Raw genomic sequence first — 26,490 nt, 5'->3', positions numbered from 1 at the left:
ATTGCCCCTACGAAAGATATTGGTTCTCCGACTATACATACTTAGGCTTTTTTGTCAATGCGTAAGTCATAGCAAAGATTACCAGCGATTAATACTATGCAGCATTCACACTCCAATTCACCTGCACAAGGACATCGTTGTAATCTTTATCGCCACCATTTGGTAAATCCTCAAAACCAAAGGTGTTATTCCCAAATAGGCGAATGTGATCTACTTTATCTGAGTTAGCGCCCAAGAATGGGAAGTAAACCTTCGGATCGTTATTGGCATCGCTATCGAGAATGGCATCGGGTCTACCATTAACAATAATAAATGGCGCAAAGATAGAACCTGGCTCGAAAGTTCCTGTGTAATTTGCTGTACCTTGTTTATTCACTGTCAAGTCAATGCCTGGAACACGCTCATGCACGGCGGCTTGGGTGTAACCAGGCTGTCCAACGAGAATATCTGCTTTACCATCGCCGTTGGTGTCAATGCCACCATTCTGATCAGCTACCTGATAAAAGCCCACATAGCTGTCGTAGGATGCTTCTCTCTTAACTGTAAAGCTAGCTGTTACCAATTGTGTCACAGTCCGTAAATCAATTACTTCGCCAACTTGGTTAACCAAGTAACGCGCTGTGGCAAAGTCATAATTTGTCCCGTTATAGCTTTCTCCAGCTACGAGAATCTTGCCGTCAGGTTGTAGGGTGAGACTGTAGCCAGAGTCATCGCCGTTAGCAAAGTCGGTTGTTACCTTACCAGTAGTGTTAAAGCTGGTGTCGAGACTGCCATTATTGTTGTAACGCGCTATGGCAAAGTCATAATTTGTCCCGTTATCGCTATCTCCAGCTACGAGAATCTTACCGTCAGGTTGCACAGCGAGACTGTAGCCAGAATTATTATTATTGCTGGCAAAGTCGGTTGTTACCTTACCAGTAGTGTTAAAGCTGGTGTCGAGACTGCCATTGCTGTTGTAACGCGCTAGGGCAAAGTCATTATTTATGCCGTTATCGCTACCTCCCGCCACGAGAATCTTGCCGTCAGGTTGTACGGTGATACTGTAGGCAGAGTCATTATTACTGGCAAAGTCGGTAGTTACCTTACCAGTAGTGTTAAAGCTGGTGTCGAGACTGCCATTCCTGTTGTAACGCACTATGGCAAAGTCATTATTTATGCCGTTATCGCTACCTCCCGCCACGAGAATCTTGCCGTCAGGTTGCACGGTGATACTGTTGCCAAAGTCATCGCCGTTAGTAAAGTTGGTTGTTAGCTTACCAGTAGTGTTGAAGCTGGTGTCGAGACTGCCATTCCTGTTGTAACGCACTATGGCAAAGTCATAATTTTTCCCGTTATAGCTACCTCCCGCCACGAGAATCTTGCCGTCAGGTTGTACGGTGATACTGGAGCCAAAGTCATTACTGTTAGTAAAGTCGGTTCTTATCTTGCCAGTAATGTTGAAGCTGGTGTCGAGTGTGCCATTGCTGTTGTAACGTGCTATGGCAAAGTCACTATTTGTCCCGTTATAGCTATCTCCCGCTACGAGAATCTTGCCGTCAGGTTGTACGGTGATACTGGAGCCATAGTCATTACTGTTAGTAAAGTCGGTTGTTACCTTGCCAGTAATGTTGAAGCTGGTGTCGAGTGTGCCATTGCTGTTGTAACGCACTATGGCAAAGTCATTATTTGTCCCGTTATAGCTACCTCCCGCCACGAGAATTTTGCCGTCAGGTTGCACGGTGATACTCTTGCCATAGTCATTATCGCTGCCAAAGTCGGTTGTTACCTTGCCAGTAGTGTTGAAGCTGGTGTCAAGGATTACTACACCTAGTACTGAAGCGTAGGCTGTCATTACTTCTGCCTCAAATGCCAGAGTCGGAACAATTGCCCCCGTAGAAACCTCCAGTTCCCAGTCACCACCTAATGCAGTACTCCCCGTTAAGTCGTCAGATGCCGCTACTACTGCACCTGTTAATTCACTCAGGCGCTGTACAAATGCTTTACCTTGCTGTGTTTGCCCGACTTCGCAACCATACAAGAGCAGTTGTGCATCTGCACTCAAAACATTTGCCCAGTCCATGAGTTCCCAAGCATAACGGTTGAGGGTTTCGTGGCTGAGTTGACTGTTCCCCAGGTAGACTTGCCCTGGTGCGCCGTGAGAAACAATGTGTAGGCTGTTGATTACCCTATGAGTTGCCAACACTTGGCTAATTTGTTCAATGCCATTTTGGTCGGCATCTAAGACGATAACAGTCGTGTTGGGCAAGACACCTGCTACCAGATTTTGGTATTTCTCAACTTGTGGGTCGATGAAAACTAGGCGAGTAGGAGGTGTGTACTTATGTAAGTCTTGAGTTGGCTCTTTTGCGATCGCGCTCAGGATGGTGTCTGACATAATTACTCTTATTAATTAATAGTTTTTTCTTTGCAGTCGTTGCGTGCTATATCCTGGAAATCACGTAGAAGCAGGATTTTTTTGGCATAGCAGAGAAGTAAACCATTAAACTTATATAAAAAACTAATAGTTAACTTCAGTAAATTCACTGATTTAACATTGGCTCGACAAAATTTATCCAAAAGACTTGCATACTTTACCTCCGGCTATTTTTTGAACTCGTCGGACTGATGTTAAAAAGCTTATTTTTCGTTGTCACTCCCTCTCCTACGAGGCTACGGTTTACAGACACGTCTCTCTTGACGCAATTTACGGTTTATCGAATAGCCAAAGAAACCTCACCCTGGTTCTGCTACGCAGAACCAGGGTGAGGTTTTTGTTTTGTTTTAGGTAATTCGATGACTTATCAGGACTTACGCAAACAATAGCCGAAACCCTTATTTTCATGTAGGGGCAATTCATGAACATGCGTGTCAACTTAAGCCAAAACCCTTTTCAAATCTCGTTTCCAGCCTCTTGCTGGAAATGCAGTTACTGGTGGCTCTGCCGCCAGTAACAGAGGCGGAGCCTCAATGACGGGCATTCCCAGTCGGAAACTGGGAACGAGACAATCTTAAAAGCTGCTTATAGACTGGCTTTCACGTTAAGTTGACACCAATGATTCATGAATTGCCCCTACAGCGTGTACTTTTGCGTAAGTCCTACTTATGTGTGGACCCTAGCCCTTTTTGGGGAGCGGTTGCGGGTTAGGTTATTCAAGGTACCGACAAATAGTAAGACTTGTCTAGTAGTCTGTCAAATACATTTTGACGGATAAAAGAACGAACCGCAAAGGAGAGGCAGTCGCTCAGAGGGGGTCTACCCCATGAGCGACTGCCGTCGCAAAGAGCGCTAAGGAAGAAGGAAAGAAGAAAGAAGAAAAATTGAAAAATTTATTTACCCGTCAATTAGTTCTTGACAGACTACTAGTAGTCTGTCAAGTCAACTTTGCTGGGTTGGTAGTGTGAGCGTCTCGCTCACGACGCGAGCAAGATGCTCGCACTACCCATCAATTTAAGCTTGACAGACTACTAGTTATGGGCATAAATTATTGAACAGTTTCAAACCCCTGCTCTCTTCTTATGCTGCTTGCGGCTCAACTAGATTTTCTATTCCCTGAACCACAGTTGCCGATTCAATTTTGTCACCCGCCTTCAGTTTATCCAAAACTTCTTTGCCTTCGGTGAGATAGCCAAAAACGGCATAACGACCATCCAATAGGTTGCGTCCGGCGGGGGTGAGTTCTGGTTCAAACAGAAAGAAGAAAAATTGTGATGAACCACCATTCACTTCACTTTCGGGACGAGCCATCACCACTGCACCAAAGGCAGAGAAAGGTAGAACTGGCATATCAACGTAACGACCGGCTTCTTCGAGAGTAATGCCATAAGTAGGTGCTTTATCACCCTGAACTAAGACTTCTAAGGGAATAGCGCGATATTTGCCCGTTGTTGGGTCAATGAAACCCACGTCTTTGCCAGCAGGATCTCCAGTTTGCAGAAAGTAAGATTCTTCAGAACGGGTAAATTCTAAGCCATTATAAAAACCCCTCTGTACCAAATCTACAAAATTACCAGCAGTGACAGGGGCGCTGTAACCGTCTACTACAAGAGTCAAATCGCCTTTATTAGTTTTGAATTCTACAGTGGCACGACCTTTAAGTTGCGGCAGGTTACTATACTGGGCAGGCACTTCAAAGGGGAATTGTTTCACCATTGACTCTTCTAGCTGAGTGACGAGATTCAGCAGTTTACCTCTATCTTGCAGAATTTGTTCTTTATCTTTGCTGTCCGCCAATTCTTGCAGTTTACCCACCCCAGATTTCAATTCGGTAATCCAAGCTTCGGCTTGGGGTTGGCGTTCTTCAGGAACGCTTGTTAAGATTTGGGAGGGTTTATCAAGAATGCGGGATGCTTTGCTGATGTCTTTGGAAATAGCACCCCAACGCCGATTCGCCCGCAGTTGGGCAGAAATGTCTTCTAAACTGGCTTGTAGTTCCCGCACAGGTTTGTTATCTATCGGGAGTGCATACCGCAACAGAGCATTGCCGTCGGTAATTGCATTGCCAGCTGGCAGCGCGGCACTACTAGAGGGAGTCCACCCAGATGTAGTTATGCCTAAAAATATTGTTACCAGCAGTATTGCCATTAGGCTGTTCTTCAGCCACGATTTTAATAAGTTAAGCATGGGATAAACTCAAATGCAGCATTGAATTGTTGACTGGACGTAACCCATCAATAATCTTCCCACAGTATGAGTGCTGAGTGGGGAGTGGGGAGTGGGGGGATGAGGGGGATGAGGGGGATGAGGGAGATGAGGAAGCAGGGGGAGTAAGAATTTTAGATTTTAGATTTTAGATTTTAGATTTTAGATTAAAGAATTGAAATTTAATCCAAAATCGTCAATCCAAAATCCAAAATTGAATTGCCCTGTTTGCCCAATGCCAAATGACTAAATAGCTAATTACTCCGCTTGAAGGGTACAATAAATGCCGATTGTCTTCCAAAATTTGAAAGTTTCATGATCTCCAGTAACGATTTTCGACCTGGTGTTTCAATTGTCTTAGATGGGACTGTATGGCGAGTGATCGAATTCCTCCACGTTAAGCCAGGCAAAGGTTCCGCCTTTGTCAGAACCAAACTGAGAAATGTCCAAAGCGGGAGCGTGATCGAAAAAACGTTCCGAGCCGGGGAAACACTGCCGCAAGCCACTCTAGAAAAAAGCACGATGCAACATACCTATAAAGAGGGCGATGAGTTTGTCTTTATGGATATGGAAACATACGAAGAAGGCAGATTGACCCGCGCACAAATTGGCGATCGCGTCAAATATCTCAAGGAAGGTATGGAAGCCGAAGTTATCCGGTGGGGCGAACAGGTGCTGGGAGTAGAATTGCCTAAGTCTGTGACTCTGGAAGTTGTACAAACAGATCCAGGTATAAAAGGTGATACTGCTACAGGTGGCTCAAAGCCAGCAACTCTGGAAACTGGTGCAGTTGTGATGGTTCCTTTGTTTATCACTCAAGGAGAACGCATCCGAATTGATACTCAGGAAGATAAATATATCAGCAGGGAATAACTTTCATCTCGACTGAGATGTTTGCCTCCGATTTAAATCCCTACATAGGGATTAAATCCCTGCCACACTTAAAATGCTAATTTACGGATAGGTCGAGGTAATAAAAACTGTGCCATTGGACTTTAATGAAATCCGCCAACTACTGGCAACTATCGCCCAAACAGATATTGCAGAAGTTACGCTCAAAAGCAATGACTTTGAACTCACGGTCCGTAAGGCTGTGAGTATCAGCAATCAGGTGTTGTCGGCAGGTCAAGCGACCTTGGGCGGTGTGGTAGGTTCGGGCTTGACGTCGGGTTCATCTTTGGGAAACCAGGGGCTAGCAAGTCAAGTAACGGAGGTGTCCACAGGTCGCGTGTTTGATAATGCTGGAACTGGCACACAATTGCAGTTGTCAGTAAATGCCCCCTCAACCATTGACCAGAGATTAGTAGAAGTGCCTTCGCCAATGGTAGGGACGTTTTATCGCGCTCCTGCGCCGGGGGAAGTGGCATTTGTGGAAGTCGGCGATCGCGTCCGCAAGGGTCAAACAGTCTGTATCATTGAGGCGATGAAGCTGATGAATGAAATCGAAGCCGAAGTCTCCGGCCAAGTGATGGAAATTCTTCTCCAAAATGGTGACGCTGTAGAATATGGTCAACCTTTGATGCGAATTAACCCTGATTAAGTATTAATGTATATATGATGTGAGTCATTGTTAAAGAAGAATGCAGAATTCAGAATCCAGAATTCAGAATAAGAAAGTATAGGATTTAGAGCCGCTACTCGGACTCTAATTTATACTGAATTCTGACAACTGAACGCCAGTTGCTCCACTTGGGGAAACCCCTGTCCCCGCACTGGCTCATCCTGAATTCTTTCTTGTTAAAACTTTCAGTCCTTGCGGGTTAATCCTGATGAAACAAACGTTGCCTTTACCACCAGAAGTGGTGCAACAAGTAGCTGAATACTTCAGCCTGTTAAGTGAGCCGATGCGCCTGCGGCTGCTACATTTATTACGGCATGAAGAAAAATGCGTGCAAGAGTTGGTAGAGGCAACACAAACTTCTCAGGCAAATGTGTCAAAACACCTGAAGGTAATGTGGCAAGCAGGCATCCTTAGCCGCCGCAGTGAAGGAACTTGCGCCTATTACCGGGTGGAAGATGAAATGATTTTTGATTTGTGTAATCGGGTTTGCGATCGCCTTGCCACAAGGTTAGAAGAGCAAGCCCGTAATTTTCGTGTGTTAAATAGCAATCGTTAGGTCAGTTGTCATTTGTCATTTGTCCTTTGTCCAAAACTAATGACTAATGACCAATGACTAATGACTAAAGGGGATAATTTTTCTGAAAGCTTTCACGAGTTAGCGGTTGTTGTAACTCTAGGCCCTCACCGCCTAGAACATTCAACGGTTTGCCGTTCACGTCAATGTACACCTTGGCTTTGGGATTTAAAGTTGTCGCAGTATAAACAACTTGTCCCACGCGACCCATCATTGAAGTGGTACCACCACCACTGGTAAAATCTTCAGATAAATTAACGTGAACTTCATCATTTTCCGCTTTCAACCCCAACAGTTTGGTTGCTTTGGGGATGGTCGTAGTAGAATCTGTCCCTTCTTTTGGGCCTGCTAACAAACTTTGGAAAGCTGCTTCTAAAGCCTGGTTGGGCTGTACAGAAGCTACTTTAACAGGCTGGGGAACCAAAGCAATATTTTTGTCTTTTGGTGTGAGCCAATAAACGTTAGCAGTTTGCTCATGACCTAACGGCTTAGTTGATGGCTGTGCTGGCTGAACGATTCGCGCAGAGGGATTTGACGGCGTGGGAGTATTGCTGGAGTGTGAAGTAAACCAAGCCACGCCGCCACCCACCGCTACAACAGCTGCTGAGACGGCTGCAATTACGCCTGAAGAAATACGATTAGATCCTTGTTGGTCTTTCATGTTCAAAATCTTCCTGACTGAGGGCTGATATAGTAGTTATGTGAGGAGCAGCCTGGTTAAAGACGATACTTTCAAGTGGAGAGGTTCCCACAACCTGGAGGAGGCTTGATGCATCAAAATGCAATTATTTTTAATTCTGCAAGTCCCTAATACAATTTTAGAATTTTTATTTCTAGTCCGTCACCTACCAAATTATGTAAATCTCTTTCTTTCTGGAGATGATTGAGGATTAAATTTACAACGTAGAGGAACGCTGAGGAAAACGCAGAGGAACGCTGAGTATTTTATCACAAAAGTACCTGCGCGAACCTCTGCATCCCTTTGCGTTTATTTTTTACCCTCTATTGCTTCGGTAATCCACTTATGAAGTGTTGTTGTAACTTCATCAATGACAATTTCTTGCGATTTACGGGTGGCTCTTTCTACAACTTCGACTTTGCCATTAGCGATCGCACGTCCGGTTACAATCCGATAAGGGATACCAATCAAGTCAGCATCTTTAAATTTCACTCCCGCACGTTCATCGCGGTCATCGAGTAGGGTTTCAATTCCCGCTTGATTGAGTTCTGTGTAAAGTTTTTGGGCGATTTCAACTTGGTTTACATCCTTAATGTTGGGAATTGTGACGATCGCGTGGTAGGGTGCGATCGCAACTGGCCAAATAATCCCATCTTTATCATAAGATTGCTCTACGGCAGCTTGTGCCAATCGTGATACACCTACACCAAAACAACCCATAAATAGCGGTTTTTCTTCACCCTGTTCGTTGGTATAAGTTGCTCCCATCGCTTTGGAGTATTTAGTGCCTAATTGGAAGATGTGACCTGCTTCAATTCCACGGGTGCTGAAGAGAGTTTGTTCTGGGTTGTGAATGGCGCGATCGCCTTGTCTGGCTTTCCGTATATCTACTACACCACTTGGTAAATCAAATTGCTCACCCCAATTCGCACCAACTACGTGATAACCAGCTTCATTCGCGCCTGTAACAAAGTTTTTTAAATCAACGGCTGTTTGATCCACTAAGCGCAAAAACTTGGGATGAATCTGTTTATTAGCGGTAATATACTCATCGGCGATGTCTGGCGCAATGTAGCCTAAAGGTAGAGATTTCGCTGTCCATGCTTGCTGGGCTTCTAGATTTGGTACATTCAAACTAATAATAGTTTTACCACCATACTCAGAAGCTAGTTTGGTCAACTCATTTTGCAACTTGACTTCATTAACTTCCTGATCGCCTCGGATGCTCACCAGAACTAACACGGTTATACCATTATCATAAACTGTCTGATAAAGGACATTTTTCACTAATTGAGTCGGAGAACAGTTGAGGAGTTGACAGACCTTTTCGATAGTTTCTGTTCCAGGTGTATCGCGTTTCTCATAGCTTGTAAACCGTGAGGCTTCAATATCAATTGGTAAAGAAACAGCCTTTTCTACGTTAGCGGCGTATTTACCATCCTCAGTGTAGAGAACTTCGTCTTCGCCAGCTTCCGCCAAAATCATAAATTCTGTGGAACCAGAACCACCAATTGCACCAGAGTCAGCTTCTACTGCCCGAAAAGCTAAACCAGAACGCCGCAGGATATTGCTGTAAGCTTTATACATATCCTGGTAAGTTTCTTTGAGGCTGGCTTCATCGGCATGGAAAGAGTAGCCGTCCTTCATGATAAACTCTCGTCCGCGCATCAAACCAAAGCGAGGACGAATTTCATCGCGGAATTTGGTTTGAATTTGGTAGAGATGTAGTGGTAGCTGGCGATAAGAGCGAATCATATCACGAGCGATCGCTGTAATTACTTCTTCATGAGTTGGGCCTAATCCTAATTGTTGCTCACGGCGGTCAATTAGGGAAAACATGATCCCCTCAGCTTTCGTGTAAGTGTCCCAGCGTCCCGATTCCTTCCATAAATCAGCCGGTTGCAATTGTGGTAGGAGACATTCTTGTGCGCCTGTAGCGTTCATTTCTTCCCGCACAATCTGAGAAACTTTTTGCAGTACCCGCCACATCAAAGGTAAATAAGCATAAATACCGCTACCGATGCGACGAATGTAGCCTGCACGGAGTAATAATTTATGGCTAGGAATTTCAGCATCAGCCGGATCATCCCGCAGTGTAACAAATAACATTTGTGAAAGTCGCATCGTTTATTCCCTTTCCAGAATCTCTAATTTGTTTATAAACCACTTGGCGATTAGAAATCGCGGACACACAAACTTTCGTCCGCCTGGGCGAACTAAGAAGGTATCCTAGTTTTTAAACCTGCGTGGTGTGCGGAGCGCAAGCGCGATCAGCATCTTACAGCCGTTAAGATATAGCATGATATAATCTTTGCAACTATTTAATCTAGGTCTAGGTTATGAGTCCTTTGACATTAAAACTAGACACCGTTCACTTTAGTGACGAACAATTTTATCACTTATGTCAAAATAACCGCGAATTGAAATTTGAACGCACTGCCAAGGGAGAATTAATTATCATGTCCCCCGTTGGAGGAGAAAGCGGCAATCGAGAAGCAGATTTAATTATTGATCTGGGAATCTGGAATCGGCAAACTGGACTCGGTTTTACCTTCAGTTCTTCTACTATATTCAAATTACCCAATGGTGCTGACCGTTCCCCAGATGCCGCTTGGATTAAACGAGAACGTTGGCAAGCACTTACACTTGAACAAAGACGCAAATTCCCGCCTATTGCACCCGATTTTATCATTGAATTAAGGTCAGCAACAGATGATTTGGAAATGTTGCGTTCCAAAATGCAGGAATATATGAATGCAGGGGTGCAATTGGGATGGTTAATTAACCCTCAACAGCAGCAAGTGGAAATTTATCGTCAAAAACAGGATGTGGAAGTACGAAATCTGCCCACACAATTATCGGGTGAAAATGTATTGCCAAGATTTAACTTGAGTCTATCTTGTTATTAATATTTGTAAGTCTGCGCTCAACCTCCACTATCTGCCCACATTTTCCATCTTTTCTTTGTTATATAGGACTCGTATTTGATTTATGAAAAAACTCGCCCTCAACTCGAAAGGGCTGATTGCCTACTCCCTACTCCCCACTCCCTCTCTACACAAATAAGTTCAGAAATCAAATAAGATTGCTATATGTGAGTTAAGGCAACTTTAAATTTAATTCTTGCAGAGTATTAGAATCTGCTTTAATTGTAATTGTATTAGGTTCGCTCAGTTTACCATTAATTTTTAACTGATAAGTCCCTTGTCGCAGCTGTTCTAGATAGAAAACACCTGCACTATTAGTAATAGATATAACCGATGACTTAGAATTAGTATCAATAGCTTCCACTTTAGCACCAGCAATAGGTTTTCCTTGTGCATCGGTGGCGATTCCAGCCAGAGTATAAGAAGGCTGAAGGGGAATAAGAACAGGTGTGTAGCTACCTTCTACCACTTTCACGGCAAAGGTATTAATTGCAGGTTGGAAGTCAGGAGGAAAACCAGCAGGATCTAAGTCTACACGATAAGTTCCTGGGGGAAGACGCATAATCATGCGATCGCTCTGAATATCAATTTGCGAAGGTTTGACAACCTCGTTGTTGAGAATCAGAAACTCCGAGTTATCATTATACATTTCTTCATGATTATCCCGTTTTCCATTGCTGTTGCGATCGAAAAAGGCTTGAACTAACAAACCCCCTTCAGTGCGTAAACGTTGGATTTGGCGATCGCCTGGAATTATACCCTGTTGAAAACCCAAACTAGAAACCAGTTGAAGACTGAAACTACTTTGATCAGAATTTAGAGAAATTCCTTCATAGCGTGCCTGTAACAAAATACCAGGTAAAATAGCTGTTCCCAGCGTCCCATAAATTCCTGTTCCTGAAGAACCAATTCTATAACCTAATTCCCCTTGCCAAAGATAATCACCGTATCTAGTGATAGTTGGAGAAGTATAACGCCAATATGCAGTCAGCAAATTAGAGTTTTGAGAAGAACTGAGAGTTTCATAGTTGAAAATTAAAGATTGGTAAGGATTAAATAGATATGATAGTTGGGAAGAAGTGCTAGTATGATTACCACGATGATTTAAGTATAACTTTCCTAAACGTTGATCAAGACTCCAACTCAATCCAGTACTTGTATCAACATTTACTAGAGCATAAGTGGAAGAATTAGCACTACTAGAAGAATAGCCTAAACCGAAATTTTTATTTTGGTCTAAACTGCCACTACTATAAAATCTGAATTGATTTGATATCTTGTAATCGAGAGTATAGAGAGTAGATTTTAAATCATTACTTAATGTTGCATAAAGATTTGGATAATCATTCCAAGTCACATTAGTATTAATTTTGATATCATCTCCAATTCCACCAGAAACAGTGACTCTCAAGGGAGACTTTTGGGGCTGATAAAAAAGCTCTGCTAAACCTTGAAATGATGAATCATATACACCACCTAAACCCACAGTTAAATCTTTTGTTAGTCCCCATCTTTGACTTATTCCTGCATTGAATTGGGTAAACTCTCCCAAAAAATCATTATTATTTAAATGTCGTTTCCATCCCCCAGAAACAATTAATGCCGATGTTCCTACTGACAGTTGTTCAGGTAACAAATTAAAACGAGCATCTTGAATTTGGGGTTGAGCAGTCAGAACACCACCAGGATACAGTAAAACTTGATAGTTTGTGCCTATTTGTCTCCCTACAGGAATATTATCAAAACGGTAAGTTGCTGAACCATTAACTAACTGTTCGGCAATCACTTCTCTACTATAGATATTCCTCACAAGACGTGCTAAAGTTCCCGGTTCAGCACGACCTGTCACCGTTCCAGAAACACGCTCTGGTTGTAACCTTTGACTAGGATTTGCACCACCACTTCCATAGGTAGGGAAGGGAGAAAACCCCTGTCTTTGAATAGTAGTAAATCCCCAAAAATCACCCCCACTTTGACTACGCCAAAAAGTCGGTTGTGAACCTAAATAATAATCACTATAATCTGTTTGTTTAAGAATTTGTAGTTCTGATAATTGCCAAGTTTTGCGATCTGTCATGTCGGATTGATTGATCCGCACAAACCAACTACTATCAAATATTGTGCCAACTGCTGATAAAGTACCTTGATTCTTGAAATCTGAAATGTTTGTACCAGTAAAATTACCCCTCTGTTCCATCATGCTCAATGTTATATCTGGAGCAGAAATTTTTGGTAATCCTGTTAAGATAACTGGCTTTTTTTCTGAATTATTACTGTTAGTGGGTTTTTCTTCAGGAATATCAAAAACAATGACATATTCACGCCAATCAAATTTAGATTCAATGCCGAAAATATCTTTAATTTCTTTAATGGAAAGCACTAATCCTAATTCTGGATCATTACGCAGTTGATTGATATTGAGACGAATAATTTTAAAAGGCGATCGCAACTCAACTTCATTCTCAGATATACTTTTAGAGGTAAACCTTAATGCTTGCAGAAAAGCATCATAAGGAATTAACCAATTTTCAAAATTAATCGCTTCTTTATCTGTAGCTTTACCTCGCACTAAAACCCCAGAACTTACATTACGTGTTCCGATATTTAAGCCAATAATAAAAGTTGTTAAATTATCATTTTTTAACGGGGTTGAATTTTTTTGAGTTAAAAGGATTGGCAATTGTTCATCTACAAAAGATTCTGGTTGTAAAATATTTTCAATTGGGGCTTTTATGAATATTTGCTTTTGGGGATTTCCCGGAATTAAAGGAGTTTTATTAATTGGTATTGTTGCTGCTAAAAGGAAGCCATTGCTACTAATTAAATTCACCGAAAAGACATATATAAAGCAAAATATTTTTAGGAAATTATTAATACTTAAAATCACATTGTATGACCTTTATTTTTAGTTCATAAAACCTCCAATCAAAATAAAATATAAGTTTGGTGCTAAACAAACAAAATCCGCCGGAGCGGACTAACAACAAAATAAGGCTTTATCTGGATAGCCGCGATTTTCAATCACCTTTATAAATAATATTTTAGGGAATAGCAAAGTTGACACTAAACGGAATTTTATTAGTTCTGTTAATACCCCATCCCAAATTTCCATAAAGTTGATATTCTCCTGGTTCCAATTGAATTTTACTCCCAGAGCTAGAATAATCAACAGCCAGATATCTTTGCCCTTCTGCAATCACTGTTGTATCCATACCTCGTCCATTAAAAATAACTCGTTCTCCCTTTTTAATAGTCCATTCTCCCTGAATAATTGCACTGGCTTTACCAGTATTTTTAACTAAGAGTTGAAGTTGCTTAGATTTAGGATTAAATCTAGCATTAACCACACTCAAATTCTGGGAAACATTACCCTTACGAACATAAACAGCAACTCCCACTCTAGGAACAATTGCTGTTTTGAAGATGACACCACTGGTTTTACCTGGTTCTTCCTGAATAGTCGCTTCTAAATTTTCTGTAAACAACATCGCCCGATATTCACCATCGGGTAAACTGGGAGGAAAGCGCACAATAAAGCGGATACGACGATTATCTGTACCGGGAACTTGCAGTTCTCGTGGTGAAAATTGCAGATAGGGAGTCAAATCTAGAGGACTAGAATCTAAAAGTTTAAATCCTTCTTCTACATCATAGGTAAAGGGTAGACTATAAACACGGGCGCGAAATTCTTTAGCATCGCCATTTGTAACCGTAATCGTTCCCTGTGCTTGTCCTCGTTTAACTTCGGTTTCGATTACCATTGGGGAGATAGCAATATCGGCTCTAGCAGCAGTTCCCCATAATAAAAAGCTAGTCAGCAAAACACCGCTCACGCGGGATAACATAAATCTCGTGGAAGCAAATTTCATAGTTTATTTGGATCTAATAGAATAATGTGAAATATGAGACTTCCAATTTAAAAAATATCCAATTTGTAAGGTGTGTCAGACCTAAATTCTTGAAAGTACATCCGTTGTCTGGTTTCTTGACGCGCCTTACCCAGTTTGCGAATATTGGATATTTATTTTTTGGAATTTGCTATAATGGGAAAAGGATTGGAGCTAGAAAGTAGGGCATCCAATCCTTGCAAAAAACAAGATAACTAAATCGAGTCTTTGAAAAGCCTGCTTTTATTCAGGAATCAGGCTTTTTGTTGACTTTGTTCTAGTTAGGAGTAGCAGTGAGAGTGACTTTATAGCTATAAGTTCCCGTAGGTACTCCGCCAGTAATATTGTTCACACCAATAACCGCAGCGACCTGCAAAGTACGGTCGGTATTAACAGGAATAGCTAAAGAAGCAGTCGGTTTATTCCAGCCACCGGTATCAAAAGCAGTACCAGTAGATGACATATAGTTAGTTCCATCGTAAACAACTGCCTGCCTGATAGTATCCGAAAAGGTAGCAGGTGCTGACACTTTAACAGGCTGAGAGACTGCCAGCAGACCACCAGAAGTACAGTTTACAGTTGTAGAAGCTGCTGTACCGATACTGCCAACAGTACTACCACCAGAGCCTTCAAGCCAGGCGTTATGGTTATTGTTTACCAAAGCACCGGAAGTAGTACTACTAAAGAGACAAGTCGCTACAACAGTACCGTTGAAATTAACATCCTGAGTCGCTGGCGCTGCTCCAGCTTTGGGGGCGAAGGCTACAGCACTGAGAATAGCTAGACCACTAACTAAAGCAATACGACGAAAATTCATCATTTTTAATTACCAAAACTAGGTTTTTTATCCCTTCATTAGTTAGACGTTTCCCGAAGCCAAGTTGTGAATTATTCAACTTAAGTTAACTCTATGGTTATGAGCCGAACATTTCATATCTACCTACTGAGCAGTAGCTGTCAGGGTTATTCTATATACGTAGCTTCCAACAGGAGCACTTCCTGCATCGGAACTACCAGCAATCATTTCGACAACCAAAGGATTGCCTGTACAACTACTAATAGCTAAAGGAGCAGAAGCTGAGTCGCTCCAAAGAGGAAAACCATCAGCACTACCGACGCCAGTAGATGTAGTACTGTTTCCGAAGCGAACACGAGCTTTCCGAAAAGCATCATTGAAGCCAGAAGGCGCAGCTATCCGTTCGGGGGCAGACACACTTATGAAAGCACTAATAGAACAGGATATGTTGACATCTGCTGTACCTTCAAAAGAGTTAGCGTTAAAACTTGTTGATGGGCTAGGATTAGTAACCGACCCAACACTAAAGGTAAAACTTTCTGCAATAGTACCGTTGAAGTTAACATCTTGAGTTGCTTGGGCTTCAGATTTAGACGGGAATGCTACAGCACTGAGAATAGCTAAAGCGCTAACTACAGCAAGACGGTGAATCATCATTAAATTATTCCTTAACTGAAAAGATCCAGAAATGTTGCATTCCAAAATGCAAAAATAGACCTCTTGCCTAATTATTTGGTGGGATAATTTAGCTTGAGTCTATTTTATTATTAATATTTGCAAGTGCTACCCAAGCTCTACTATCTGCCCACAGTTTCCATCGCAGCACAAAATAATCTATAAGTCTGCGTAGGTGCGCTTCATTAAAAAAACCTGAGTAGGCAGGTTTTGTGTGTGTCACCGCGATTTTTGATCGCCAGGGCAGAATAAAATTTAACTTCTCAGATATACTCTGACTAATATCTTGAATCTCTGCTATTTTCTCCCCATCAGATTGAGCATCCACCACCACAGCCTCTATCTCTGCAATAGATGGCATTGCTGCTTGGAGTTCTTCATCAACAAAAATTTGATGCACATACAGATTTTGATTTTTCTCCAAATCTACTCCCTCAAATTCCTCCGGTGTTTGGGAAACGATAGTGGGGTGTAGAGACGTTTCATGAAATGTCTCTACATTAGACTTCCTATCCTCGCCAACAAAATCTTGATTAAATCGCTCTCGCAAAATTGCCCGTGCTTGGGAAATGCGCTTGCGGACATTATCGTAAGAAATATTTAGTTTTTCGGCAATTTCTTTATATGAAAGTTCTTCTTCAAAGTGCAGGATAAAAGTTTTTTGTAGTTTAGGGGGTAACTTATCAATAGCAAGACAAAAAAAATTTTGCAGTTCTTGCTGCGTAGCAGCAAGAACTGGTGTTTCTTCTTTACTAACTAACTCCTCATAAAATTCCAAAGTCTCAACCTGCCTTGTACCCTGATGGCATTCTCTATGAATATCCACGCAGAGATTATGAGTTAATTGGGTTAACCAAGCCTTAATATTTTTAATCTCAACCGTACAATCACGTATTTTCTCCCAGGCTTTGAGCATGGCCCGACTGAGCGCATCTTCAGCATCAGTAGAATTATTCATCCACTTTAAACAACATCGAGCAAGATAATTTTTATACTGCTCCCATAGCTGCCAAAAAGCTTTCTCTCTATCTTCACAGCAATCCCGCAGGGATAATGCAGCAACTGTTTGAGAATCTAACATAGATATACCCAATTAGGTATGAAAAATTTTCATCAAGGCTTGCCTGACTACCCTTAAATTAATGAGTTGTGAAAGCTAGCAACTACATAATAGTAAACTAATTATACTTGTAAATGAGTATATTCACGGTATTTGCCAAAATTCATCAATAGTATTTTCGACTTTCCAACAACGATGATATTCCGTTACAACAATAAATAACCACCGGGCGATGAGAAATCGCGGCATCTTTAGGAGAAACTACCTTGGCAGATGTAATTTATCAAGCACAGCCACCCTTAGAATTTATTCCTCCGGCGTTTAACCCCTTATTTCTACGAGTTGTCCAGCTTTTATTACCAACTTACATTAACTGGCAAACAGCCATTACCCAAATTGAAGCAGAGAACGTAGAAGTTCTGGTGGATCTCTATCGCCAGTTTCAGGAGGGTAAGATCCGTTTTATGCTGGCATTTCGCCATCCGAAAACAGATGATCCATTTTGTTTGAGTTACTTGTTTTCTCAACTCGTGCCAAAAGTAGCGCGATCGCAAGGTACAATCCTACAACTTCCGATTCACGCTCATTTTATCTACGATCGCGGCATTCCTCTATGGGCAGGTTCTTATGTAGGTTGGATTGCTTCTAATTTAGGTGCTACTCCGATTCAGCGCGGTAAGGCTGATTGGACGGGGTTACGTTCGGCGCGTAACTTGTTCGCCAATGGGAAATTCCCGATGGCGGCGGCGCCAGAAGGTGGTACGAATGGTTTATCAGAGAATATTAGCACCCTAGAACCTGGTATCGCTCAATTAGGCTTTTGGTGTGCTGAAGATTTGCAGAAAGCTGGACGCGACCAACAGGTTTTAATTGTACCAGTTGGGATTAAATATAGTTATGTTGATGCTCCTTGGGATGCGATCGCTAATCTTTTAAGTGAATTGGAAGCGGCTAGTGGTTTACCTGTGAATCTATCAGAATTTGCTTCTGTAGAGTCACTTTATCCCCGGTTGTTGACTTTGGCAGAACATTTACTTTCGCTGATGGAAGAATTTTACACACGGTTTTATCATCAAAAACTGGCAGATCCCAAGATTGTCGCTGGGCAAATTCCAGATAGAAATGAAGCGTTAGCATTTCGTTTACAAGCTTTGTTAAATGCAGCGCTGTTAATATCAGAACAGTATTTTAATTTGCAATCAAAAGGTAGTTTAAGGGATCGATGTCAGCGAGTAGAACAAGCAGGGTGGAATTATATATTTAGAGAAGATTTTAAGGATGCAAAAGGAGTATCTGCTGTTGAAAGAGCTTTAGGCGATCGCGTTGCTGAAGAAGCGAATGCACGGATGTGGCACATGCGTTTAGTAGAAAGTTTTGTCGCAGTTTCGGGTAATTATATTCGTGAAAATCCAACGGTAGAAAGGTTTGCTGAGACGACTTTAATTTTATGGCAAATGATCGCTAAAATCAAAGGTGAGAAAGCTGTGCGGCGTCCGCAATTGGGTAAGCAAAAAGTCAAAATAACTGTGGGTAAACCGATATCTGTTTCTGAGCTTTACCCAGCGTATAAGGAAAATCGTTTGGCTGCTAGACAAGCTGTAGCTGAGGTGACAAATGATTTACAACACGCGTTGGAAGGATTGATTTGATTAATAGGGTAAATATTCCAAGTTCCTCGCTGCTTACTGTCATATTATTAATACTTAACTGGATGTATTTTATAGTATTAGAACAAACAGATATTACTCAGGCAATTCGCCAAAGCGTTCGCGGTAACGCTGTAAAAGTTGTTCTACTAATTCTCGTTGCTGTCGTTCCTGTTCAGCACGAATACTTTCCTGTTGAGCAAGTTCTTCTGGAGTGAGAAATCTATTACCTTGCTGATCAAACCAGTATAGCCACTCACGCTGCCATCCTTCATGGATACCTTGACCTCTACCAATTCCCAAGCCGATTTCAGGTATCCATGCTGGTTCACCAAGCTGGCGCACATATTTGCCTTTTTCTAGCCGATAAACTTCAAAAGGTTCATGTTTATCACGCTGATAATAGTCAGGGTTGTAAGTAACATAATACAACACACCTAATTGAATATAAGCAGCCATTTTTTTGTCATATTCTCCCCCATAGGTTTGGGAAACAACTTCCAACACCAATGTAGGAGAAACGTTATTTTCTTCTAACAAAACATAGCTTAAGCGTCCCTTGGGATCATTCTTGCGGCGTGGTACTCCTATGCTTAAAAAGCCATCAGGAATTATGGGAGTACGCCGAATTTGACCAGTGCGATCATAAATGCCCATATCAACCCCAAAAAACCAGTCCCATCGGTCTTGCCAAATTAAGGCTAAGATTGCTTTTAATAAGTTAGGAATCAGGTTTTGTAGTTCATTATCCACAGGGGTATCGTCGGAGCAAGGTAATTCTTCTGAGGAAGGAAGATACTCAGGTTTGTTGTAGTCTAGCATGACGATTTCTAGAGAAAATCTATAAATAAACGTCCCCTGACTTCACATTAAGAGAATACCAGTATCATCGGGCAATAGCAATAATACCCTATTCATTATATAAGACATTATAGCGTGTACACACGCTATAATAAAATTGAGTGATGGTATTTTAAAAATAATTTATAGATCAATAGACCTTGGTGCGTCATGCTTTAAACACCTTTCAAAGCGGTTATCTTCAGCAACAAATCCCAGTTTTATAAGACAGTGAAATTCAGTCTTGAAATAGTTAATTAAATAGTGAAAGTCATGCAACAGATTACTATCGATGCAGCATCACAACACTTACACGAATTAATCGAAGCAGCAATCAATGGCGAAGAAATCATCATCACCAAAGATGAGCAGCCAGTGGTTAAACTAACTCCGGTGATTCCAGAGAAAAAACGCTCTCCTTTATTTGGTAGTGCCAAAGGTTTGATTACGATAACAGATGACTTTGATGAGCCATTAGAAGAGTTTCAGGATTATATGTAATGCAGGTGTTATTAGAGGATGTTTGAAAAGTCCTCTTCACGGTAGCAAAAGGTTTTAGATCCCCCTAAATCCCCCGATAAATTGGGGGACTTTGATTCCGGTTCCCCCCTTTTTAAGGGGGGTTAGGGGGGATCAATAAGTGCAAAGATACAGCAAATCACTTTTCAAACAACCTCTTAGATACTCACACTTTGATTTGGTTTTTTCAAGGATATGCACGTTTTAGCGACAAGATGAGACTATTAATTGAAGACCAGAATAATGAAAAACTCATCAGCATTGTTAGTGTGTGGGAAATGTCAATAAAGCAAAGCATTGGTAAGCTAAGTTTTAGTTTACCGATTAAGGCTTTTATCGAGCAACAGCTAGTATTACATGACTTTAATTTACTCAATATTAATCTCGATCACATTGATGTAATTACTACCCTACCCTTACAACATCGTGACCCATTTGATAGAATTTTGATTGCTCAAGCAATGGTAGAGAAAATACCAATTATTAGTGCAGATAGAGCATTTGATGCTTATTCAATTACGCGACTTTGGTGATAATGCTATCAATTGATTATGAACAATATGTCTAAAAACTCTGAAATAGTTCGTAATTTGGCTGTTCAACAATCCTTAATTGGTCTATTTGCCACAACAATCACTCAAGCGGAAATTAATTAAAAATTTTGCAGTTGCAGAGGTTAATTATGGAAACTACAACTAAAAGACAAGAGTTGTTAAAAGCAATCAATCAAAGACTAGAACAAGCTTATGAAGACACTTTAGAAGATGTTCTAGAACTGTTAGATATTCGGTCATCTGAGGATCAAGAGGATATTAAAGCCTTTGAAGAAGCTGAAAATGAACCTACTATTACTTGGGAACAGTACAAACAAGAATTAGAATCGTGACTTATCAAATAAAAATTTCTAATCGGGCTGCCAAACAATTAAAAAAATTATCTGCTGATATTCGAGATAGAATTAACGAGAAAATTTTAGAACTGGCTGATAATCCCCGTCCTAGCGGCGTTGTCAAGCTAGAAAATACCGACAATAAATATCGTATTCGTGTTGGCAATTATCGCATTTTGTACGAGATTCAAGATGATGTGCTGATAGTTAAAGTTGTCAGAGTAGGGCATCGAAGAGATGTTTATCGAGATGAGTAGATTGTCAATTTAATACTAATTTTTCAATCTGCTTTTGCAGCGATTTTAAAATAACATCCCAGAAAATATCTGAGATAAATAGAGTGACAAATCAGGGAAACATGGGAGATTAACTGACTCATTTGGCAGATAAATAAACTTGCGACGATAACCAAATTTACCTTGTAAAGCTTGATAAGGTTCGCTGTAGCATTCCAGATAATAATCTACTAAATTAAATATCCAATAATCAGAAATATCTGCTTCCGCATAAATAGGTAGCTTTTGTTCTTGGTCATATTTTAAGGATGAGTCAGCAATCTCAATTAAGAGTAAAATATCAGATGGGCTGCGATGATTCGCTAGATAGTCATCATCTCTATTTTTTGCAATTACTTTATCTGGTTCAGGCTCACTGTTGTTAGATAAAGTAATTGGTTGTTGTCCTCGCAGGGTTGCGCGATCGCCTACTAGCTTATATAATTCTCGATCTAGGCGTGTTTGACAAACAGAGTGGGGTGTACCTTTTGCTGCCATCTGGATTATTTCACCCTTAATTAGCTCTACTCGGTCATTCTCCTCAAAGAAACCGAGTTCAGCTAGACGGTGATATTCAGCTATTGTAAAGCGTTTAGCACTGGTTAGGCTCATAACAACTAAAGGAATGCAGAGTTATTTTTATCTAGCTTTCAAGGAGCAAAAGACCTGCCACAAGTTTCCACAAATTGTTTTCCACAGTCCTTACAAAGATAGCACTGCTTGCCTCTGCGATAGCCATTTTTTGATAATCGCTGTGATTGACAATGTAAGCATTTCATTACTTTCATTACATTTCCCAACACATGATCTCCAACATAGGGTTCTAAATATGAAACGAGCAAATCTTCAATAGCTTGGGTCAGTCGTTGCCGATGTTGTTGATCTGGGTTGCGAAGTGCCGATAACATGACAGCATTGCTGCTGTGAACGCAAACTTCTGCCAGCAAGCTGTACTGTGCTTCACTTAATTTTGAGTTTCGCTGTTTCAAGATATTTGCCATAAAGTTAATTGCTTCTTGGGTCATGCTTTCATCAATGGACTGGAAAATTTCGCGTGCCATGAAAAACTGCACAAATACCACCCGTGAAACTGGCTGCTCGAACATTTGTGCTACAGAGTTAACAAGAGCATGAATCATTTGACGCAGTGGTAACTGGACAATTTCTGGTGTGTTCACCTGCGCCCACATCTGCTTTACGCGCTCAACATGGCGTAACTCCATCGCTTGAAAAATAGCGGCTTTATCAGGAAAAAACTGATACAAAGAACCGATCGCTGTTCCTGCTTTTGCTGCAATTAAATGGGTAGTTGCAGCTTCATAACCCACTTGATCAAACACTGCTGCTGCCGCATCCAAGATTTTTTCAACTCGTTGTTTTCCTCGTTGTTGTTTGGGTTGACGACGTAAACTGCTTGACGAATGTGAATCTTCTGTCATATATTAAAAAGGCGACGGATTTTTCACAATTTTATAACTAGCGGAGAAGATCATGGAATCTATGCTTCCTGGTGCGCCCTGGCTGTTGCTCCACAAGTCGATGTTGGCAGTTAACCAACCTCGAAAAATTTCCTTGTATGGTGATGACTATGTGATCTGGAAAAATTCTACCGAAGCTATATATGCTTTGCCCAATGCTTGTCCACACATGGGAGCAATGTTGTCCGAAGGCTGGTGCGAAACAGAAACTGATGGTAGGAGTGCTGTGGTCTGCCCGTTTCATGCCTTGAAATTTGATGGGTCAGGCTGCACTATTTTACCTGGAACGAACAAGAAAACATTGCCACAACTCAAATCATTAGAGCTAATAATTCAAGGGGATTTTATTTGGTCTTATGGTGGATATGATCCGAAAATACCTATTCCCACAGTCCTAAATGAGATTGCTAAAACATACTACTTTATTGGACATACAGCAGATAGAACTATAGATACTTCAATGCTGACGATGCTGCTGAATATGCATGACTACAATCATCAAAATGGTACTCACCGAGAATTGTTTAGGATTACCGATGTAGAATTTCATCAATTTATTGATAACGGGCATAATTCCCATGCGTTTTATGATTTGCTCACAGCACCTTACAGCTTGCTAGAAAAGCTCAAAAAACCTGATTTACTATTACTGCCCAAGAATATTCAAGCGCATCTAGAAAATCACTTTCCATCTCTGATAATTTTTCATGGAGAAACGCCATTAGGTAAAGCCGCACAGTGCCATATATTTGTGCCAGAAGGGGCTAATCGTACACGGACTTATATTTTATTATTTGGTCAAGCCAAGCATCCTATATTTAAGATATTTGGTAGCCAATATCTCAAGTTTGGGGAGGTGGTAGTCAATCAAGATGCAGATATATTAGGAAAAATTTATCCAAATATGCCTCAAAAAATTAAACTCAACAATGAAGTAGGCATGGATTGGGTGCGACGTAATTTTGAAAACTTCCCAAATATTGTGGAACCTAATTTTTCTAAGCAGACGGGGGATAAAATTTCAGCATCATAGTCATTCCTTGAGATGCTGGCTCTAATTTCAACGATTTAATAATTTTCATAGTATTAGGTTTTGACAAGGGATACCAATAACAAATAGGGGTAAAATTTTTACCCCTACAAATCGTCTATTATTTTAAGAATAGCTAGAGAAGGTTATTATTCTGTTAAGTGACTTTCTAGCAAAGATGCGATCGCATCAGGATGAATATTCTTGTATTTCTTTTTACCAAGCTGTAAAACACAGTTGGGGGCGCTGCCACAGCATTTTTGGCAACTAGTATGTTCAATGGTAACTTTGTCTAACAAACCGCGATCGCACAAAGTTTTTTCTAATTCTGATAATAACCCTTTACCACCACGTTTGAGACAACCGCCCTTTTGACATACCATAATCCTCGCTTTGGGTTGAGGTGGTAAATCTTGATTTGGACACGCATCAATTGGTGTCACCCGATAGGCTTTGATTTTAATTTTACTTGTGCGCGAGTCTATTTTACTATGACCACAAACACGAATTTGCTGACCAGGAACTAAGGATGAACTTAGAGAACGGCGCAACTCTTTAGGCAATTTAATTTCCACATTTCCAGATGGAACTGCCAATTGCAAGTATTTATATTTTCCTGGTTCACCACCAACAAAACCTAGTAACTGTCCCTCAATGTTCAATTCTGATAACGTCAAATACTTGTCACCCATGATTGATAAAAAGTTAGTCATTGGTCATTGGTCATTAGTCATTAGTTAAGAGTTAGGAGTTAAAATTCATAACTCATAACTCCCCACTTCTCAAATCTTGCACCTGCTCCATCTCCCGCCAAGAAATAAATTTCACAGGCTTTTAGCTTAACTCCACTAAAGTGGACTAAAAACCTTACTTAGTCTTCTTTAGAAGACTTTAGCTATTAGCCTCAGAATTCATTCTGAGGCGGTTGTGGTAACTGGTGTAATATTTGAGACTCCCTACTCCCCACTCCCCATTTTTTACGCCAGACGTTTAGCTTCTACAGTTTGGGGTAAATTTGCTGCATCTGGTAAATCACGAAATTCCAATTCCCAACCATTTGCTAGGGTGAGAATCTTGCCATCATTTCCATCGATTTGTTTGACGACTTCTTCTTCAAGGTCTTTTTTAGCAACATAAACTACTAAAGTACCGGCATCATTCATGCGTAGCATTACTTTCATGAGATTCCTCAACAGATTCTAGTTCTTTTTTCATACAGCCGACGACGAACCCTGTTTCTAAGAAATGCACAGCATAGATATAGGAAGTCTGCAAATATGTGCCGATACTCGCTATATAGCCGATATCTCCCTTGTTTACTAAAACTTGGCCGACTTCCTTTCCAGGAAAAGTACCATCGTTTTTAAGCAGTTTACGAACTCTTACTTTTTCACCGATTTCAAAAGCAGGTGGCAAGTTTAGTTCTAATTCATCACGTTGCATGAGAGTACCTCTGTTCTCTGACCAAATTCAATAGTTCTTCTGTCGTCAAACTGCGTTTTTTCTGTACCGATTGATGGCGCACTGCATCTAAAACAGACTGGGTTTCTTGGGAGTTCAAGAAAATTCCATGCTGTTCTAGCAAGTTTGAAACCAAATGCCGTCCAGAATGTTTACCTAATACTAAACGCCGTTCCCAACCCACTTCTTCAGGAGCAAATGGTTCGTAGGTAATGGGGTTTTGCAATACTCCGTGAGCATGGATGCCAGATTCGTGAGCAAAGGTATTTTCGCCTACGATCGCCTTCCAGGGTGGTACACTAGCACCGGATGCGGCTGCAACTAGTTGAGACAGTTCCAGCAAACTGGGAGTGTCAATGCCCAAATCAACGCCGTAGATGCGTTTGATAGCCATGACAACTTCTTCTAAAGCTGCATTTCCCGCCCTTTCACCTAATCCGTTGACTGTGGTATTCACTGATGAGGCTCCAGCCTTGATACCAGCAAGGGCGTTGGCAGTTGCTAGACCAAAATCATTATGCGTGTGGATTTCTAGGGGAATCGTCAACGCTGAAACTAGTCGTTTGACCTTGTTGTAGGTGGTGAAGGGGTCGAGAACTCCTACGGTGTCGCAGAAGCGGAAGCGGGATGCACCCCATTCTTGAGCAGAAAGCGCTACATCTAAGAGGAAGTTTTCATCAGCCCTGGAAGAATCTTCTCCGCCGACTGCTACCCAAAGACCTTGATCGAGGGCGAAGCTGATAGAGTCTTTGAGCTTTTGCAAACTTACCCGCCATTGACCGTGAAATTTGGCGGCAATTTGGATACCAGAGACGGGAATGGCAATATGCACCCGGTTCAGACCGCAGGCGATAGAAGCCTTAATATCTGAGATGACGGCGCGGTTCCAGCCCAGGAGTTTTGCTTGTAAACCCAAGTCAGAAATTGCGGCGATCGCTCGTGTTTCTTCGTCACCCATTGCCGGTATACCGACTTCTAATTCAGGTATACCAATGGCATCGAGAAATTTAGCGATCGCTACTTTTTCTTCTAAGGTAAAGGCAACACCTGCTGCTTGTTCGCCATCACGTAATGTAGTGTCATTAATGATGATTTGATTCATTGCAAATATCCCTCTCTTGGAAGTATTCTTAATATCCTTTCTCTCTACAATCCCTCGTGATGGTAAACGCTAAAAATATCACAATTCATAATGTAGGATACATGATCCTTAATTATTGACCAATTAGTAGCATCACATCTGTATGGCAGGGAACTAAAACCATGTATAATTTACTAATCGTTTTTACCGATGTCAGTTGAATTTTGTTCGAGTAGCAATGAACTAATATAACTATTAGCAAATCCTGAACAAAGTAAGACACAGAATCCAGCAATTAAGGATGTAATCATCTTCGTAACCTCAGATTTTCTAGAGCATTGGTGTGTAATTTAGACCTCGTCCATTTTGAAACCTGGAGTAGTGCGGGCATCTTGCCCGCTACTATGGGCAGGGAGCAAGATGCTCTACTATGGGCAGGGAGCAAGATGCTCTACTATGGGCAGGGAGCAAGATGCTCTACTATGGGCAGGGAG

Annotated in this window: 26 protein-coding genes; 10 read left to right on the top strand and 16 right to left on the bottom strand. The window is 41.3% G+C overall.

Features of this window, described 5'->3' with window-relative positions:
* Window positions 1-94 precede the first annotated feature (94 nt).
* Window positions 95-2,374: a DUF4347 domain-containing protein gene (locus tag V7K27_RS12785; RefSeq protein WP_334947651.1), complete on the bottom strand. Its 2,280-nt coding sequence runs from the start codon at window positions 2,372-2,374 to the stop codon at window positions 95-97.
* Window positions 2,375-3,493: 1,119 nt separating this feature from the next.
* Window positions 3,494-4,600 carry a peptidylprolyl isomerase gene (locus V7K27_RS12780; RefSeq protein WP_334947649.1) on the bottom strand — a complete coding sequence of 369 codons (1,107 nt, stop codon included), beginning with the start codon at window positions 4,598-4,600 and terminating at the stop codon, window positions 3,494-3,496.
* A 333-nt stretch (window positions 4,601-4,933) separates the two neighbouring features.
* On the opposite strand from V7K27_RS12780, the gene efp reads away from it, so the two are divergent.
* The 3 genes from efp (at window position 4,934) to V7K27_RS12765 (ending at window position 6,735) form a co-directional block, all read left to right on the top strand.
* The gene (efp, locus tag V7K27_RS12775) at window positions 4,934-5,491 is read left to right on the top strand and encodes an elongation factor P (protein WP_334947647.1); all 558 of its coding nucleotides are present in this window, start codon (window positions 4,934-4,936) and stop codon (window positions 5,489-5,491) included.
* Between the two features lie 109 nt (window positions 5,492-5,600).
* The gene (gene accB, locus V7K27_RS12770; RefSeq protein ID WP_334947645.1) at window positions 5,601-6,158 is read left to right on the top strand and encodes an acetyl-CoA carboxylase biotin carboxyl carrier protein; all 558 of its coding nucleotides are present in this window, start codon (window positions 5,601-5,603) and stop codon (window positions 6,156-6,158) included.
* Between the two features lie 229 nt (window positions 6,159-6,387).
* Entirely contained in the window at window positions 6,388-6,735 is a 348-nt protein-coding gene (locus tag V7K27_RS12765; RefSeq protein WP_334947644.1) for an ArsR/SmtB family transcription factor, read from the top strand.
* A 64-nt stretch (window positions 6,736-6,799) separates the two neighbouring features.
* Here the strand turns inward: V7K27_RS12765 and V7K27_RS12760 are convergent, their stop codons facing one another.
* The gene (locus tag V7K27_RS12760) at window positions 6,800-7,414 is read right to left on the bottom strand and encodes a GerMN domain-containing protein (RefSeq protein WP_334947642.1); all 615 of its coding nucleotides are present in this window, start codon (window positions 7,412-7,414) and stop codon (window positions 6,800-6,802) included.
* Window positions 7,415-7,741: 327 nt separating this feature from the next.
* A complete protein-coding gene (locus V7K27_RS12755; protein WP_334947640.1) occupies window positions 7,742-9,556 on the bottom strand; it encodes a proline--tRNA ligase in 1,815 nt (604 codons plus the stop codon).
* Between the two features lie 215 nt (window positions 9,557-9,771).
* Here V7K27_RS12755 and V7K27_RS12750 point away from each other — a divergent pair, with 215 nt between their 5' ends.
* A complete protein-coding gene (locus tag V7K27_RS12750) occupies window positions 9,772-10,341 on the top strand; it encodes a Uma2 family endonuclease (protein ID WP_334947638.1) in 570 nt (189 codons plus the stop codon).
* Between the two features lie 190 nt (window positions 10,342-10,531).
* Here V7K27_RS12750 and V7K27_RS12745 read toward each other — a convergent pair whose 3' ends face one another.
* From V7K27_RS12745 to V7K27_RS12725, 5 genes are all read right to left on the bottom strand, one after another.
* Window positions 10,532-13,246, bottom strand: coding sequence for a carboxypeptidase-like regulatory domain-containing protein (locus V7K27_RS12745; RefSeq protein ID WP_334947636.1), 2,715 nt, complete (start codon window positions 13,244-13,246; stop codon window positions 10,532-10,534).
* Between the two features lie 154 nt (window positions 13,247-13,400).
* Window positions 13,401-14,228: a hypothetical protein gene (locus V7K27_RS12740; protein ID WP_334947634.1), complete on the bottom strand. Its 828-nt coding sequence runs from the start codon at window positions 14,226-14,228 to the stop codon at window positions 13,401-13,403.
* Window positions 14,229-14,523: 295 nt separating this feature from the next.
* Window positions 14,524-15,066 carry a hypothetical protein gene (locus V7K27_RS12735; protein ID WP_334947632.1) on the bottom strand — a complete coding sequence of 181 codons (543 nt, stop codon included), beginning with the start codon at window positions 15,064-15,066 and terminating at the stop codon, window positions 14,524-14,526.
* 120 nt (window positions 15,067-15,186) lie between these two features.
* The gene (locus tag V7K27_RS12730) at window positions 15,187-15,699 is read right to left on the bottom strand and encodes a hypothetical protein (protein ID WP_334947630.1); all 513 of its coding nucleotides are present in this window, start codon (window positions 15,697-15,699) and stop codon (window positions 15,187-15,189) included.
* A gap of 88 nt (window positions 15,700-15,787) precedes the next feature.
* On the bottom strand, window positions 15,788-16,798 hold the full coding sequence (locus V7K27_RS12725; RefSeq protein WP_334947628.1) for an RNA polymerase sigma factor: 1,011 nt from the start codon (window positions 16,796-16,798) through the stop codon (window positions 15,788-15,790).
* A 245-nt stretch (window positions 16,799-17,043) separates the two neighbouring features.
* On the opposite strand from V7K27_RS12725, the gene V7K27_RS12720 reads away from it, so the two are divergent.
* Window positions 17,044-18,426, top strand: a complete 1,383-nt coding sequence (locus V7K27_RS12720) for a 1-acyl-sn-glycerol-3-phosphate acyltransferase (protein ID WP_334947627.1) — start codon at window positions 17,044-17,046, stop codon at window positions 18,424-18,426.
* Window positions 18,427-18,519: 93 nt separating this feature from the next.
* On the opposite strand, the gene V7K27_RS12715 is transcribed toward V7K27_RS12720, so the two are convergent.
* On the bottom strand, window positions 18,520-19,245 hold the full coding sequence (locus V7K27_RS12715) for a Uma2 family endonuclease (RefSeq protein ID WP_334947625.1): 726 nt from the start codon (window positions 19,243-19,245) through the stop codon (window positions 18,520-18,522).
* 291 nt (window positions 19,246-19,536) lie between these two features.
* Between V7K27_RS12715 and V7K27_RS12710 the strand changes: the two genes are divergently transcribed.
* From V7K27_RS12710 to V7K27_RS12695, 4 genes are all read left to right on the top strand, one after another.
* The gene (locus V7K27_RS12710) at window positions 19,537-19,764 is read left to right on the top strand and encodes a type II toxin-antitoxin system Phd/YefM family antitoxin (protein WP_334947623.1); all 228 of its coding nucleotides are present in this window, start codon (window positions 19,537-19,539) and stop codon (window positions 19,762-19,764) included.
* A gap of 131 nt (window positions 19,765-19,895) precedes the next feature.
* On the top strand, window positions 19,896-20,315 hold the full coding sequence (locus V7K27_RS12705; protein ID WP_334947677.1) for a type II toxin-antitoxin system VapC family toxin: 420 nt from the start codon (window positions 19,896-19,898) through the stop codon (window positions 20,313-20,315).
* 149 nt (window positions 20,316-20,464) lie between these two features.
* Window positions 20,465-20,668 carry a hypothetical protein gene (locus V7K27_RS12700; RefSeq protein ID WP_265270083.1) on the top strand — a complete coding sequence of 68 codons (204 nt, stop codon included), beginning with the start codon at window positions 20,465-20,467 and terminating at the stop codon, window positions 20,666-20,668.
* Window positions 20,665-20,928, top strand: a complete 264-nt coding sequence (locus tag V7K27_RS12695; RefSeq protein WP_334947621.1) for a type II toxin-antitoxin system RelE family toxin — start codon at window positions 20,665-20,667, stop codon at window positions 20,926-20,928. The genes V7K27_RS12700 and V7K27_RS12695 overlap by 4 nt, the downstream gene beginning before the upstream one ends.
* Before the next feature lie 45 nt (window positions 20,929-20,973).
* Here the strand turns inward: V7K27_RS12695 and V7K27_RS12690 are convergent, their stop codons facing one another.
* Together V7K27_RS12690 and V7K27_RS12685 are read right to left on the bottom strand one after the other, a co-directional pair.
* Window positions 20,974-21,558: a Uma2 family endonuclease gene (locus tag V7K27_RS12690; RefSeq protein WP_334947619.1), complete on the bottom strand. Its 585-nt coding sequence runs from the start codon at window positions 21,556-21,558 to the stop codon at window positions 20,974-20,976.
* 38 nt (window positions 21,559-21,596) lie between these two features.
* On the bottom strand, window positions 21,597-22,385 hold the full coding sequence (locus V7K27_RS12685; protein WP_334947617.1) for a TetR/AcrR family transcriptional regulator: 789 nt from the start codon (window positions 22,383-22,385) through the stop codon (window positions 21,597-21,599).
* 61 nt (window positions 22,386-22,446) lie between these two features.
* Between V7K27_RS12685 and V7K27_RS12680 the strand changes: the two genes are divergently transcribed.
* Window positions 22,447-23,457, top strand: a complete 1,011-nt coding sequence (locus V7K27_RS12680) for a Rieske 2Fe-2S domain-containing protein (RefSeq protein ID WP_334947675.1) — start codon at window positions 22,447-22,449, stop codon at window positions 23,455-23,457.
* Window positions 23,458-23,603: 146 nt separating this feature from the next.
* On the opposite strand, the gene V7K27_RS12675 is transcribed toward V7K27_RS12680, so the two are convergent.
* The 4 genes from V7K27_RS12675 to nifV all read right to left on the bottom strand — a co-directional run bounded on the left by V7K27_RS12675 (window position 23,604) and on the right by nifV (window position 26,017).
* Window positions 23,604-24,146, bottom strand: a complete 543-nt coding sequence (locus V7K27_RS12675) for a (2Fe-2S) ferredoxin domain-containing protein (protein WP_334947673.1) — start codon at window positions 24,144-24,146, stop codon at window positions 23,604-23,606.
* Between the two features lie 285 nt (window positions 24,147-24,431).
* Entirely contained in the window at window positions 24,432-24,635 is a 204-nt protein-coding gene (gene nifT / locus V7K27_RS12670; RefSeq protein ID WP_334947615.1) for a putative nitrogen fixation protein NifT, read from the bottom strand.
* Window positions 24,610-24,897 carry a nitrogen fixation protein NifZ gene (locus V7K27_RS12665; RefSeq protein ID WP_094327372.1) on the bottom strand — a complete coding sequence of 96 codons (288 nt, stop codon included), beginning with the start codon at window positions 24,895-24,897 and terminating at the stop codon, window positions 24,610-24,612. The genes nifT and V7K27_RS12665 overlap by 26 nt, the downstream gene beginning before the upstream one ends.
* On the bottom strand, window positions 24,887-26,017 hold the full coding sequence (gene nifV / locus V7K27_RS12660; protein ID WP_334947613.1) for a homocitrate synthase: 1,131 nt from the start codon (window positions 26,015-26,017) through the stop codon (window positions 24,887-24,889). Before nifV ends, V7K27_RS12665 begins: the two co-directional genes overlap by 11 nt.
* Between the last annotated feature and the right edge of the window lie 473 nt (window positions 26,018-26,490).

Source organism: Nostoc sp. (assembly GCF_036919575.1).
Lineage (GTDB): Bacteria > Cyanobacteriota > Cyanobacteriia > Cyanobacteriales > Nostocaceae > Nostoc.
Note: the sequence above shows the minus strand (reverse complement) of the source record. Positions and strands in the feature narration are given on the sequence as shown.